This is a genomic window from Streptomyces sp. NPDC050164, from assembly GCF_044459945.1.
Taxonomy (GTDB): Bacteria; Actinomycetota; Actinomycetes; order Streptomycetales; family Streptomycetaceae; genus Streptomyces; species Streptomyces coeruleorubidus_A.
Genome location: NZ_JBITJK010000019.1, coordinates 37,824 through 50,141, shown reverse-complemented (window position 1 = coordinate 50,141; position 12,318 = coordinate 37,824). Strand labels below are relative to the sequence as shown.

At 70.7% G+C, this 12,318-nt stretch carries 10 protein-coding genes, 1 tRNA gene and 2 pseudogenes; 5 read left to right on the top strand and 8 right to left on the bottom strand.

The genetic code is table 11. From position 1 onward, the window contains the following. Nucleotides 1-268: 268 nt before the first annotated feature. Together ACIBNA_RS24260 and ACIBNA_RS24255 are read right to left on the bottom strand one after the other, a co-directional pair. Nucleotides 269-480 (bottom strand): annotated as a pseudogene (locus ACIBNA_RS24260) (hypothetical protein); the annotation flags it as partial. A gap of 329 nt (nucleotides 481-809) precedes the next feature. Further along, nucleotides 810-2,351, bottom strand: coding sequence for an MFS transporter (locus ACIBNA_RS24255; RefSeq protein WP_399167231.1), 1,542 nt, complete (start codon nucleotides 2,349-2,351; stop codon nucleotides 810-812). A 184-nt stretch (nucleotides 2,352-2,535) separates the two neighbouring features. On the opposite strand from ACIBNA_RS24255, the gene ACIBNA_RS24250 reads away from it, so the two are divergent. Beyond that, nucleotides 2,536-3,423, top strand: coding sequence for a sigma-70 family RNA polymerase sigma factor (locus tag ACIBNA_RS24250; RefSeq protein ID WP_399167230.1), 888 nt, complete (start codon nucleotides 2,536-2,538; stop codon nucleotides 3,421-3,423). Between the two features lie 18 nt (nucleotides 3,424-3,441). On the opposite strand, the gene ACIBNA_RS24245 is transcribed toward ACIBNA_RS24250, so the two are convergent. The 3 genes and pseudogenes from ACIBNA_RS24245 to ACIBNA_RS24235 all read right to left on the bottom strand — a co-directional run bounded on the left by ACIBNA_RS24245 (nucleotide 3,442) and on the right by ACIBNA_RS24235 (nucleotide 6,273). Further along, nucleotides 3,442-4,746, bottom strand: a complete 1,305-nt coding sequence (locus ACIBNA_RS24245; protein WP_399167229.1) for a cation:proton antiporter — start codon at nucleotides 4,744-4,746, stop codon at nucleotides 3,442-3,444. Between the two features lie 91 nt (nucleotides 4,747-4,837). Continuing rightward, a pseudogene (locus tag ACIBNA_RS24240) lies at nucleotides 4,838-5,023 on the bottom strand (ferredoxin); the annotation flags it as partial. 53 nt (nucleotides 5,024-5,076) lie between these two features. After that, complete coding sequence (locus ACIBNA_RS24235; RefSeq protein WP_399167228.1) at nucleotides 5,077-6,273, bottom strand: cytochrome P450; 1,197 nt, start codon at nucleotides 6,271-6,273, stop codon at nucleotides 5,077-5,079. A gap of 218 nt (nucleotides 6,274-6,491) precedes the next feature. Between ACIBNA_RS24235 and ACIBNA_RS24230 the strand changes: the two genes are divergently transcribed. The 4 genes from ACIBNA_RS24230 to ACIBNA_RS24215 are packed head-to-tail and all read left to right on the top strand — an operon-like array spanning nucleotide 6,492 to nucleotide 8,868. Continuing rightward, a complete protein-coding gene (locus ACIBNA_RS24230; RefSeq protein WP_399167227.1) occupies nucleotides 6,492-7,253 on the top strand; it encodes a thioesterase II family protein in 762 nt (253 codons plus the stop codon). A gap of 2 nt (nucleotides 7,254-7,255) precedes the next feature. After that, the gene (locus ACIBNA_RS24225) at nucleotides 7,256-7,975 is read left to right on the top strand and encodes a tryptophan 2,3-dioxygenase family protein (RefSeq protein ID WP_399167226.1); all 720 of its coding nucleotides are present in this window, start codon (nucleotides 7,256-7,258) and stop codon (nucleotides 7,973-7,975) included. A gap of 50 nt (nucleotides 7,976-8,025) precedes the next feature. After that, nucleotides 8,026-8,253 carry an MbtH family protein gene (locus tag ACIBNA_RS24220; protein ID WP_399167225.1) on the top strand — a complete coding sequence of 76 codons (228 nt, stop codon included), beginning with the start codon at nucleotides 8,026-8,028 and terminating at the stop codon, nucleotides 8,251-8,253. Nucleotides 8,254-8,256: 3 nt separating this feature from the next. Further along, nucleotides 8,257-8,868: a flavin reductase family protein gene (locus tag ACIBNA_RS24215; protein WP_399167224.1), complete on the top strand. Its 612-nt coding sequence runs from the start codon at nucleotides 8,257-8,259 to the stop codon at nucleotides 8,866-8,868. 280 nt (nucleotides 8,869-9,148) lie between these two features. Here ACIBNA_RS24215 and ACIBNA_RS24210 read toward each other — a convergent pair. From ACIBNA_RS24210 to ACIBNA_RS24200, 3 genes are all read right to left on the bottom strand, one after another. After that, nucleotides 9,149-9,222: transfer RNA gene (locus ACIBNA_RS24210), tRNA-Thr, on the bottom strand. A 107-nt stretch (nucleotides 9,223-9,329) separates the two neighbouring features. Beyond that, complete coding sequence (locus ACIBNA_RS24205) at nucleotides 9,330-10,976, bottom strand: alpha/beta hydrolase (RefSeq protein ID WP_399167223.1); 1,647 nt, start codon at nucleotides 10,974-10,976, stop codon at nucleotides 9,330-9,332. A 133-nt stretch (nucleotides 10,977-11,109) separates the two neighbouring features. Next, nucleotides 11,110-12,315: a DNA polymerase III subunit delta' gene (locus ACIBNA_RS24200; protein ID WP_399167222.1), complete on the bottom strand. Its 1,206-nt coding sequence runs from the start codon at nucleotides 12,313-12,315 to the stop codon at nucleotides 11,110-11,112. Between the last annotated feature and the right edge of the window lie 3 nt (nucleotides 12,316-12,318).

Here is a 12,318-nt window from a genome sequence, read left to right as displayed (position 1 = left end):
TGGGCCCCCGAGAAGGGACAGCGGCCGGTTCTCCGGCTCAGGCGAGAACCGGCTGGCCGCGAGTTGGCCGTGCCACCGGTGGTACGGCGGGTACGGCGGCGCCAGCCGTATGCCGACGAGGCCGGGAGCAGGTCAGGCCGGACCAGCGGGACCGGGCACGGGGCCTGGTCGACGACGAAGCGGCCGGCCGAGCCCGCCGCTGAAGCTGATGACCGAGTCTCGCAGCCGTCTCTTCTTCGATGCCTCTGCGCTCGGTTACGTCAATGTGGAGAAGCTTGAGCAAGTCGGCGGTGACGACCCGGTAGGCGTTGTCCAGACGCAGGACCGTGCACGGATACCGGCCGCGCTTGGCAAGGTCGTACCCAGTGGTGCGGCTGAGGGACAGCGCGCGGTTCGCCGTCTCCAGGTCCACGGCCGCAGGCAGTGCGAGCAGTCCTCACGCGTCAGCCCACGGGACGCATCGTCACGCTTGGTGATCACAAAGGATCTGTACCCGGGCCAACGCCTGAATGCGCGCCTCGACGTCGCCGCGGGGGGCGGGCGCTCTGATCCAGTCCTCCGTGGGGTCGACGCAGACAGGAGCGTCGTTGCCGGCCTCCACGACCAGCAGGCGGGGGATCCCGGCCTTTCTGCAGTCGTTTCGGGTGTCGGCCTCGATGGGCCAGCGTATTAACTTGACGCCTTTACTCAAGAGTCTCTCCCCTGCCGAACAGGCAATCTGACGCCTTGCCTCGTCTTGTGGGTCCGGTACTTCTGGGTTCGGCGAAGCCTGCGCCCCGAGGCGTGGCCTCGGGGCGTACGCATGTGGATCACTGGCTCCGTTGGCGGGAGCCGTCCTCGGTCACGGTGGCCTCTCGTGCCTGGACAGCCGGGGCCGGCCGCTCGGCGGCCTGCGGCCGGTCTGCCCGGTGCCTGAACCCGGTCCAGGCGAGGACCGCCGCCACGGCCGTGCAGGCCGCGGCGATCCCGACCGCCAGCTGGTAGCCGTGCAGGAAGGCGTCGACGGCGGGTTGGCGCAACGGTGCCCCGAGCGCCTGCACCACCGTGTGCACCCGTCCGCCGCCCACGTTGTGCGACTGCCCGAGTGCCGTGGCTTGGCGCGTGCCGTCCAGCTCGGACACCTTGCCCTGCCAGGCGGAGACGGTCGCGTTGACGCCCACGGTGCCGAGCACCGCGAGGCACACCGAGGAGCCGATCTGCCGTGACGCGTTCAGGACACCGGAGGCAGCGCCGGAGACGCCGGAGGGCACGTCGCGCATCGCCACATGGGTCACCGCGGGCACGAACGTGCCGAACCCGCCGCCGTACAGCGCGTACCCGAGGGCGCTGACCGCGAAGGAGGTGGTCCCCGCCCGACTGAGCAGGAACACGCCGACCGCGGCCACCAGGGTCCCCCAGGTCGCCACCGTCGAGGCCCGGAAGCGGGAGTCGAGCCGCCCGCCGAACTGCGCCATGGCCAGGAACGGGATGTTCATGAACAGCCACGACAGCCCCGTGCGCAGGACCGACCAGCCCGCCACGTTCTGGAAGTACAGGGTGACCCAGAAGAGCGCGCCGCTCATCCCGCCGTAAGCGAGCATGTAGATGCCCGAGGCGCTCGCGAAGCTCCGTGCCCGCAGCAGCGCCGGCGGCAGCATGGCGTGCGGCGCACGGCGCTCCCACCAGAAGAAGGCGAGCAGCAGGACCGCGCCGGCCGCCAGGGGCACGGCCACGAGGGGCGCGCCCCAGGGGCGGTCGGACGACTCGACGAACCCGAGCGTGAGGCAGACCAGCCCCAGGGAGCTGAGCGACATCCCCGGTACGTCGAGCCTGCGCGCCTGGGGATTGCGCGACTCCCGGACCGCGACAACCGTGCACGCGATGCCCAGGGCGGCGAAGGGCAGGTTGATCCAGAACACGGACGGCCAGCCGAAGAAGGTGAGCAGGATGCCCCCGCCGACGGGTCCGGCGCCGAATCCGGTGCCGCCGATGGCCGCCCAGGCCCCGATCGCGCCGGCCCGCTGCTCCTGTGGGTAGGTCTCCGTGATGATCGACAGGCCCAGGGCGAGCATCGCCGCGCCCCCGACGCCCTGCACGGCGCGGAAGGCGACGAGCGAGGCCGCGTTCCAGGCCACGGCGCAGGCGATCACACCGACCACGAAGACGACCATCCCGGTCAGGAAGACCCGCTTGCGGCCGTACCGGTCACCGAGCGCTCCGCTGGCAGGGATGATCGCGGCCAGGCTCAGCGAATAGGCGCTGATCACCCACTCCAGCTCGGCGGCGCTCATGTGCAGCTCACTCTGCATCGCAGGCAGCGCCACGTTCACGATGGTCAGGTCGAGCGAGGTCATGAACGTCGCCATGCACATCGCGAACAAGGTAAGACGCCGACGCCAGAATTCGGTAAGAGAGCGGTTCACGTCACCTCCCTCCCCGATGTACGTGTGGTATACAATGAAAAAGTGATCATTCGTGCTCCTAGTCGGGTCCACATTCGTGGGGGTCGGCTAGCCGCCCACTAGTGATGACCCGTGGCAACCGAGGAGTGTGACCGTGCAGGAACACGATCGGCTGGCGGAGCGGTTCGAGCACTTACGGCCGCATGTGAGGACCGTCGCCTACCGGATGCTCGGCTCGCACGCCGAGGCAGAGGACGCCGTTCAGGACACCTGGATCAGACTCAGCCGCAGTGACGCGGACGAGGTGGAGAACCTCCCCGCCTGGCTGACCACCGTGATCAGCCGCATCTGCCTGAACGTCCTGCGGTCACGCGCCGCGCACCCGGAAGACCCGGTCGGCGTGCACCTGCCGGACCCCGTCGTCGGACGCGAACCGTCCCACGGCCCCGAGGACGAGGCCGTGCTGAGCGACTCGGTCAGCCTCGCGCTGCTGATCGTGCTGGACACACTCGTCCCCGCCGAGCGGGTGGCCTTCGTGCTGCACGACATGTTCCATCTGACCTTCGACGAGATCGCGGCCGTCGTCGGGCGTACGACGGTGGCGACCCGCCAGTTGGCCAGCCGGGCGCGCCGACGGGTGCAGGGTGCCCACGAGAAGGACTCCGGCGGCGACTTCGCGACTCGGCGTGTGCTGGTCGATGCTTTCTTCGCCGCGGCGCGCAACGGCGATCTCGACGGGCTGGTGGCCGTGCTGGACCCGGATGTCGAACTCCGTGCGGACGGCGGACTCTCGCTCGTCTCCGCCTCGTCGACGCTCCACGGGGCCCGCCCCGTGGCGGAGCGGGCCGCGCTGTTCCGCCAGCCCGGTGTGACGGTGACCCCCGTCCTCGTCAACGGCACCCCCGGCGTCCTGGTCGACCGGGACGGCGTACCGGTGTCCGTCATGGGCTTCGCCGTACGGCGGGACCGGATCTCACAGATCCAGATCCTGCTGGACCCCAAGCGCCTGGCCTCGATCGACTTCGGCGCTTTCAAGACGTAGGCCGGACCGGGCGTCTCCTCAGGAGGCGCCCGCCAGGTCCCTGTTCCGCCGGAGACGGGCCCGCTCCTCGTCGTTGACCTCGATGCGCAGCACGGCGCGGCGGAGTACCGGCGGCGCCATCAGCGAGGTGGCGACCGCGACCAGCACCACGATGGTGTACGACGCGGTGTTCAGCACGCCCACCCGCAGACCGATCCCGGCCACGATGATCTGGATGACTCCGCGCGCGTTCATGCCGGCGCCGAGCACAAGGCCGGAACGGCGATCGAGCCCCGCGACGCGGGCGCCGAGCATGGCCCCGGCGAACTTGCCCGCGGTCGCCACGACGAGCGCTCCCAGCGCCGCCAGGGCGATCAGCGGGGTGTCCAGCGCCGACAGATTCATCCGCAGGCCCGCCTCGGCGAAGTAGAGCGGGGCGAGAACCGAGAGCGTGACGGAGCGCAGGGGAGCCAGTCCGTTCTTCGTCGCCGCCCCGGCCGCTCCTGCCAGCAGGCCTCCGACGAGGGCACCGAACGACGCTTCCATGCCTATGGCCTGGGTGGCCGCCGCACATCCGACGATCACCACGGTCGCGGTGCCCATGGCCGTCTGCGAGGACCGCGCCGTGGCCATCAGCCACCGGACCACCGGCCGGCCGAGGAGTACGGCGCAGACCGTGATCAGCACCAGCATGCACAGGGGCTCGGCGACTGATCCGAACGTCAGCCCGCTCGCTGCCGTGGCGGACACCACGGACAGCAGCATCCAGCCGGCGACATCGTCCACCACACCGACGGCGATGGTCAGTTGGGCTATGTCCCGGTGCAGCAGCCGCATGTCCGACAGCACTTTGGCGATCACCGGCAGCGCGCTGACGCACATGGTCACACCGATGAAGAAGGCGAACAGAGCGCGTTCGCGGTCGGCCGGCAGCAGGGCCGCGGGCGCCACGAAGCCCGCGGCACAGCCGAGCCCCAGGGGAATCAGCAAGCCGAAGGCCCCCACCGTGAGCGACGTCCGCCGGGTGCGGCGCACCAGGGCGAGGTCGATCTCCAGCGCGGTCGTCCCCACGAGGAGGATCACCCCGACCTGGCCGACCGCGTCCAGCAGATGTGCCTGGGAGGGCTCTGCCATCCGGAGCCAGTGCTGGAACCCGGGCAGGAGCCGACCCAGCACCGTGGGTCCGAGCAGGATGCCGGCCAGCAACTCGCCCGATACCGCAGGCAGTTGGAACCGCGTGGCGATACGGCCGAGCAGCAGCGCGGCACCGAGCAGCAAGGACGCCTGGACCAGCAGGACCAGCAGGGCATGCCCGCCTAGGGGCGGGGCGGTGACGGGCGGCATGACGCGTTCCTCCCCTGAGCAATGTCTTCGGCCCCGGCGACAACGGCTGAGGGCTCGCTCTGCCTAGGCGTCGGTCTCCTGCTCCCTGCCGGACGGTGATGGCCCGCGAGGGACAGACGCGGGCGGCATGGTCCACCCGGTCCTGAAGTTCGCTCGGCACGTCCTGCCGGAGCAGGTGAACGGCCCCGTCCTCCTCCCGCTGGTCGAACACCTCGTCCACGGCGAGGACGCACATTCCGGAGCCGATACAGCGCTGCTGGTCGACCGTCACACGCATGTCGTTCCTCTTCTCGGTTCGCATTTCGGTCCCCCCCTTCCTGTGCCGGGCCGTCACCTCGGGAGAAAGCGCACCGGCAGTGAGCTGTAGCCGTTGAGAAAGTTGGACCGGATCCTGGTGGGCGGCCCGGTGACCTCCAGATCGCGGACCCTCGCGGCGAGCACGGTCAGTAGCGCGCGCAGTTCGGCCCGACCGAGAAAGGCCCCCAGACAGTAGTGGGGCCCGTGGCCCAGGGCGACGTGCTTGTTGGGGGACCGGGACAGGTCGAAGCGGCGCGGATCCGCGAACGCCCGCTCGTCGTTGTTGGCCGAGATGTTCCACATCGACACGATCTCTCCCGCCCGCACCTGCCGGCCCGCGATGGCGTGGTCGCGGGTGGCGGTACGGGCGAAGTGGAACGAGGGGGTCGCCCAGCGCAGCGCTTCCTCCACAGCGGTGTCCAGGTCGACCCGGCCGTCCCGCAGGGCCCGCCACTGCGCGGGGTGCTCGGCGAGGGCCTTGACCGTGCTGACCGCCGACACCCGCGAGGACTCGTCACCGCCGATGATCAGGCTGTAGCAGTTGAGGGCGACCTCTTCCAGGCTCAGCAGTTCGCCCTGGATCACCCCGGTGGCGAGCGTGCTGATCACGTCGTCGCCCGGGTCCGAGCGGCGCCGCTCGGCCAGATCCATGAAATACAGGACGAGTTCGTTGCGCGATTCCAGGGAGTCGAGTTCGTCCGCCCCGGTCAGCGCTCCCTTGCTCCACCTGAGCAGTTCGGGCCGGTCCGCCTCGGGGACGGACAGCAGATCGCAGATCGTGTTCATCGGCACGTGTTCCGCGACCTCAGTGGCGAAGTCGAAGCTCCCCGAGCCGACTGCGCGCTCGACGAGCGCGGCGGTGCGCTGCTCGACCTTCCGGGCGACCGTGTCAAGCACCCTCGGCGAGAGGGCACGCCACATCAGGGCCCGCAGTTGCCGGTGGCGGGGCCGGTCCGTGACGGCGAGCATCCTGCCCCCGGCGGAGTCGTCTCCGCGCAGCAGCACCTCGAGCACGGTGCCACGGCCCGAAGCCAGGGCGCCGGCAGCGCCATAACAGGCGACGACGTCGGCGTACCCGGCCACGACCCAGAACCCGGGCCGGTCCTCCGAGGCGGCGTGCCAGTACACCGGCTCGGTCGCCCGCACTTCGGCGAAGAACTGGAATGGGTCACGCTCCATGAACGTGCCCGAGTCGGTCAGATCGAGCGAGGCGACCACTGTTCGGCTCATCGTCCGCAATCCCCACTGAAGACTGGTAACGCACTGCGCGCAGTGCCCGACACCGGCTCCGGTTCGCAGATCATCACAGGCGGCCCAGCCGTCCCGCTCCAGAAGTGTCAGAAGTCTTTCGCGGCCGGTCCGGGCGGTGACGGAGAGCCGAAAGATTGCTCTGCCGCCCCGGTACGCCGTGAGAACTTACGAACACATCCGAAGCGGAGGAGCACATCATGCTTCGTACTGGTCGGGATCACTGCCTGCGGACGCTGGCCCAAGCCCCCGCACCCACCGCACGGCTCGTCTGTCTTCCGCACTCAGGTGGAACCACGGCCGACTACGGCGCGTGGGCCACCGGGCTTCCGTCGGCCATCGAGTTGCTGGCGGCACAGTATCCGGGGCACGGCGACCGTTACGGCGAGCCTCTGTCGACCGAGGTGCGCGCGCTGAGTTCGGAACTCGCGTCCGAACTCCTGCGCCTGCGTCCGCTACCCACCGTCCTGTTCGGGCACAGCCTCGGGGCCCTGGTCGCCTACGAGACCGCCCTGACCCTCAGCGCCCTGGGCAGCCCACCCTCCGGTCTGCTGGTGTCCAGTTGCCCGCCCCCCGGCACGGTGGGCAGGGTGCTTGCCGAGACCCTCTCCGACCGCGAACTGTGGTCCCTGACCCGCTCTCTGAGCGGGGGCCCCGCCGTGGCCGACGACGCGGAACTGGCGGAGGCGCTGCTTCCGGTGCTGCGTGCGGACATCACGGCGCACGAGCACTACCGACCGGAGTCCCCGGCCACTCCCCTGTCCTGCCCCGTCCGCTGCTACCACGGCGCTCAGGACCCGCTCGTGGACGGCTCCCTGCTGGCCGGCTGGGCCTCCGTCACCACCGGGCCGTTCAGCCTGCTCGAACGAGAGGGCCACCACTTCCATCCGTTCCAGTACACCGAACGCCTCCTCACCGACATCCTCGCCTTCCTCGACACGGACTCAATGACGCGGAGCTGACCATGGCTGAGCTGAGCTATTCCTCCTACCTCCAGACGGAGACACTGCTCTCGCTCCAGAAGACGCAGATCCCCGACACGGCCGACCGGACCGTGGTCCTGGCCGAACACTTCTTCATCGTCGCCCACCAGTCCTGCGAGCTGTGGCTCAAGCAGGCCATCGCGGATCTGAGCCTGGCGAGGGACCTGCTGTCCGCCCCCGGCCGTCCGGCCGACGGGGCGGAGACCAGCGTGGAACTCCTCCAGCGCGCGGCTGAGTTGCTTCGAGTCCTGCACGAACAGGTGCTCGTCCTGGAACGCCTCCAGCTACGCCACTTCGTCCAGTTCCGGCCCTACCTCGGCACGGCCAGCGGGGCCCAGTCGCAGCAGTTCCGGGTGCTCGGCCGACTGCTGGGGGACGGCAAGAGGGAGGGTGAGCTGTACGAGGCCTTCGTGGAGAACGCCGCCCACCAGCGCTGCACCGTGGCCGACGTCTGCCGCCTCGGGATCGCCGGCGGCGGTCTGCACCGGGTGGCCGAGGCGCTGCTGGACGTGGGCAACGGCTACTGGCGCTGGAAGGTGGCCCACCTGGGCCTGATGTCGAAGATGGTCGGCGGGCAGCAAGGCACCGGAGGAACGTCCGGGGAGGAGTTCCTGATGCGCCGGATCACGCTCCCGTTCCCCGAGCTGCGGCGGTTGCGCGGCACTCTGCACGTGGAGGAACTCGCCCCCAGTCCTGTGTGAGACCCACCGGACCAGACTCCCATCTCCTCACCACTCGGAAGGCGGACTCCATGGCAGCGGACGACACCGGCCGGCTCCATCACGTCGTGATCAACCATGAGCGGCAGTACTCGGTCTGGCCTGCGGACGGCACAACCCCGGCGGGCTGGTCTCCCGTCGGCTTCACCAGCACGCTCGACGACTGCCTCGCCTACGTCGACCAGGTCTGGACGGACCCCCGCCCGCAGAGCTTGCGCGGTCCCGGCGCCGACCGGCCCCGCGGCACCGGGAGCAGCTGATCCATGCTGGACATCGACGTAGCAGACATGACCGTACGGCAGCGCGAGCGGCTGCTGTTGTGGAGCGTGGTCCCCCGGCCGATCGCCATGGTGAGCACGGTCTCCCCGAGCGGGGCGGTCAACCTGGCGCCGTTCTCGTACCACACGGCGGTGGGGTACTCCCCGATGGCGCTGCTCTTCTGTGCGGGCCGACGGGCCGACAGCACCGAGAAGGACTCGTGCCGCAACGCCCGGGTGCCGGCCGAGGGCGGCACAGGGGAGTTCACCGTCAACGTCCTGGTCGAAAAACACGCCGCAGCGGCCACCGCCTCGGCTAAACCGCTGCCGCACGGCGAGTCGGAGTACGAACTGGCCGGGCTGCGGCCGCTGCCCGGGCGGAGGGTCCACTCGCCGCGCATCGACGGCTCCCCCATCGCCTTCGAATGCCGGACGTCCGCGGTGGTGCCGGTCGGTGACCACTTCATCGTCATCGGTGAGGTCGTCCACGTCACCGCGGACGAGGGACTGATCGACGAAATGGACTTCCACGTCGACCTCGGCCGACTGGGGTCGGTCGGTCGCATGGGTGCCGCTGACTACGTCCGAACCCTGGACCGCTTCATCATCGACGGATGAGCCACCCCTCACTCGTGATCAGGTGCCAGGGAGGTGCTCGAGCGGGTGCCCTCTGCCGCGTCCAGGACACCATCCGGGGCGAGCTTCAGCCGGGGCACACCTACTGCTGCCCGTGGAACTGCTGGACGCACTCAAGAAACGCGCCATCGTCCGCCGCGGGATACCCGTGGGACGACTGGAACCACCCTCTGCCTACTCGAGGGCGGCGGCGAGCTGACCAGCCATCAGCCGATCAGCACAAAAGACCAGGTCAGAAAGCATCTGGCCTGGTCTCAAGTAGAGCCGCCTTCGGGATTCGAACCCGAGACCTACGCATTACGAGTGCGTTGCTCTGGCCATCTGAGCTAAGGCGGCGCGCTGTCCGCACTATGGTGCGATCAGCAACGACGGTAAGTCTACACAGTTTCCGAGGGTGCTCCGTACCAGCCCCGGAGGCGGCCCTCCGGGGCCGGGCGCAGCGGTTACGAGCAGCGCTTCCCGTCCGTGGGAGGGGTGCCGCGCAGGAGGTACGCGTTGATCGTCCGGTCGATGCAGGAGCTGCCGCGGCCGTACGCCGTGTGGCCGTCGCCCTCGTAGGTGAGGAGGCGGGCCGAGGAGAGCTGGCCGGCCAGGGCCTGCGCCCAGCGGTACGGGGTCGCGGGGTCGCGGGTGGTCCCGACCACGACGATGGGGGCGGCGCCCTTCGCCTCGATGCGGTGCGGCTCGCCCGTGGCGTGCACCGGCCAGTACGCGCAGTTCAGGGCGGCCCACGCCAGCCCCTTGCCGAAGACCGGGGACGCCTTGTGGAACTCGGGGAGCGCCCTTTGCGCCTCGTCGGGGGTGTCGAAGGCGGGCGGCAGGTCGAGGCAGTTCACGGCCGCGTTGGCGAACATCAGGTTGCTGTAGCCGCCGTCGGCGTCCCGCTCGTAGTAGCCGTCGGAGAGGACGAGCAGCCCGGAGCCGTCGTTCTCCTTCATCGCGGACGTCAGCGCCTCGCGCAGCTGCTGCCAGGCGCCCTCGTCGTACATGGCCGCGATCACGCCGGTGGTGGCGAGCGACTCGGTGAGGCGGCGGCCGTCGGGGTCGCCGGTGGCGGCCGGCCGCGCGTCCAGCTTCTCGAAGAACGCCTTGAGGTTCTCGCCGACCTGATCGGGCGAGGTGCCGGCGCCGCCCAGCGGACAGTCCTCGTGCCGTACGCAGTCCCGGGCGAACGACCGGAACGCCGTCTCGAAGCCCGCCGTCTGTTCGAGGTTCAGCCGCCGTGCCGGCAGCGACGGGTCCATCGCGCCGTCCAGCACCAGCCGGCCCGTCCGGTCCGGGAAGAGCCCTGCGTACGTCGCACCGAGGAAGGTGCCGTAGGAGGCGCCTACGAAGTTCAGCTTCTCGTCCCCGAGCACCTCCCGCACGATGTCCATGTCACGGGCCGCCTCCACCGTGGACACATGGCGCAGCAGCCGGGGCGAGTCCGCGCCGCAGCCCTCGGCGAACGTCCGGTACGCCTCGACCAGGCCGTCGGTCTCCTTGGCGTCGTCGGGCGTGGCGTCCGTCTGCGTGTACGTGTCCATCTCCGGCCCGTCCAGGCACTCGACGGGCTCGCTGCGGGCCACGCCGCGCGGGTCGACCGCCACCATGTCGTAGCGGGCGCGGACCTCGGCCGGGTAGCCGATACCCGCGTACGCCTGGACGTAGCCGATCGCCGAGCCGCCCGGCCCGCCGGGGTTCACGAGCAGCGAGCCGAGCCGCTCCCCCGGGCCCGTGGCCTTCTTGCGGGTGACGGCGAGCCGGACGTCTCCGCGGGTGGGCTCGGCGTAGTCGAGCGGTGCCTTGATCGTGGCGCACTGGAAGCCGGGGACGCCGCAGCCCCGCCAGGCCGGCTTCTGTTCGTAGTACGGCGTGAGCGCCGCGGGGGTGGACCGCGGCAGCGCGACCAGTGCCGCTGCCTGTGCCGCAGCCGTGGCGGACGTCGTCGAGCTCCCGGAGGAGCAGGCGGACAGGAGCAGCGCGGCCGTGGCGAGGAGGCTGGCCGCGGTCCTGGCTCCGCTGCGGGCCCGGCGGTGCAGGCCGCCGGAGCGGGAGACGGAGCGGGAGGCGGAGCGGGAGGCGGAGCGTGGAGTGCGCCTTGTGTCCATCCAGCGAGCGTAACTCTGGGCGACGGAATGGATGCTCTGCGTGCGTGTCGTGCCTCGTACGAGTTACGGCGTCAACTCCGCGTCCACCTCGTGTGCGGTGCCGGGCGATGCAGCGTGGCGCCGCCCTGCCGGCTCAGCCCGCTCTGAGCGCCATCGTCATGGCTTCCACCGCGAGCAGCGGGGCCACGTTCCGGTCGAGGGCGTCGCGGCAGGCGGCGATCGCCTCGATGCGGCGCAGCGTGGACTCCGGGGAGCTGCTGCGGGCGAGGCGCTCCAGGGCGTCCTCGGCGTCGGCGTTGGCGATGGCCACGCGGGAGCCGAGCTGGAGGGCGAGGACGTCGCGGTAGAAGGCCGTGAGGTCGGTCAGGGCGACGTCGAGGCTGTCGCGCTGCGTGCGCGTTCTGCGGCGCTTCTGCTTGTCTTCCAAGTCCTTCATCACGCCCGCGGTGCCGCGCGGCATGCGGCCGCCCTGGGCCGCGCCGAGGGCGGCCTTCAGCTCCTCGGTCTCCTTGGCGTCCGTCTCCTCCGCGAGCTGCTTGGCGTCCTCGGCGGCCGCGTCGACGAGCTCCTGGGCGGCCTTGAGCGCACTGCCGATCTCGTCCACCCGCTGCGGCAGTCTCAGCACGGCGGCACGGCGCTCGCGCGCGGCCGGGTCGGTGGCCAGGCGGCGGGCCCGGTCGACATGGCCCTGGGTCGCGCGGGCCGCCGCGGCGGCGACGTCCGGCTCGATGCCCTCACGGCGTACGAGCATGTCGGCGACGGCGTCGACCGACGGCGTGCTCAGGTTCAGGTGGCGGCAGCGGGAGCGGATCGTCGGCAGGACGTCCTCGATGGAGGGGGCGCACAGCAGCCAGACCGTGCGCGGGGCCGGCTCCTCCACTGCCTTGAGGACGGCGTTGGCCGACTTCTCGTTCAGCCGCTCGGCGTCCTCGACGAGGATGACCTGCCAGCGGCCGTTCGCCGGTGACGTGAACGACTTGCGGACGGTGTCGCGCATGTCGTCGGCGAGGATCTGCGAGCCGACCGCGGCGACGGTGGTGACGTCGGCGTGCGTGCCGACCAGGGCCGTGTGACATCCGTCGCAGAAGCCGCAGCCCGGGGAGCCGCCGAGGGCCCGGTCCGGGCTGACGCACTGCAAGGCCGCCGCGAACGCCCGCGCCGCCTGGTTCCGCCCGGCCCCGGGCGGGCCCGTGAACAGCCACGCGTGCGTCATCTTCGACGCCTCGGGCGGGGGAGCGTCGGCCGAGGCCGCGGTGACCAGGGCGTCGGCGTCCCGGGCGGCGGCGTTCAGCTGCGCGCTCACCCTCTCCTGCCCGACGAGGTCGTCCCACACGGTCATGGG

What these genes read in the sequence shown, in the direction of transcription:
- ACIBNA_RS24235 (WP_399167228.1), bottom strand. Translation starts at nt 6,273, where the DNA reads ATGAGCCGAACAGTGGTCGCCTCGCTCGATCTGACCGACTCGGGCACG.
- ACIBNA_RS24205 (WP_399167223.1), bottom strand. Translation starts at nt 10,976, where the DNA reads ATGGACACAAGGCGCACTCCACGCTCCGCCTCCCGCTCCGCCTCCCGC.
- ACIBNA_RS24215 (WP_399167224.1), top strand. Translation starts at nt 8,257, where the DNA reads ATGCTGGACATCGACGTAGCAGACATGACCGTACGGCAGCGCGAGCGG.
- ACIBNA_RS24220 (WP_399167225.1), top strand. Translation starts at nt 8,026, where the DNA reads ATGGCAGCGGACGACACCGGCCGGCTCCATCACGTCGTGATCAACCAT.
- ACIBNA_RS24245 (WP_399167229.1), bottom strand. Translation starts at nt 4,746, where the DNA reads ATGCCGCCCGTCACCGCCCCGCCCCTAGGCGGGCATGCCCTGCTGGTC.
- ACIBNA_RS24230 (WP_399167227.1), top strand. Translation starts at nt 6,492, where the DNA reads ATGCTTCGTACTGGTCGGGATCACTGCCTGCGGACGCTGGCCCAAGCC.
- ACIBNA_RS24200 (WP_399167222.1), bottom strand. Translation starts at nt 12,315, where the DNA reads ATGACCGTGTGGGACGACCTCGTCGGGCAGGAGAGGGTGAGCGCGCAG.
- ACIBNA_RS24255 (WP_399167231.1), bottom strand. Translation starts at nt 2,351, where the DNA reads ATGTGCATGGCGACGTTCATGACCTCGCTCGACCTGACCATCGTGAAC.
- ACIBNA_RS24225 (WP_399167226.1), top strand. Translation starts at nt 7,256, where the DNA reads ATGGCTGAGCTGAGCTATTCCTCCTACCTCCAGACGGAGACACTGCTC.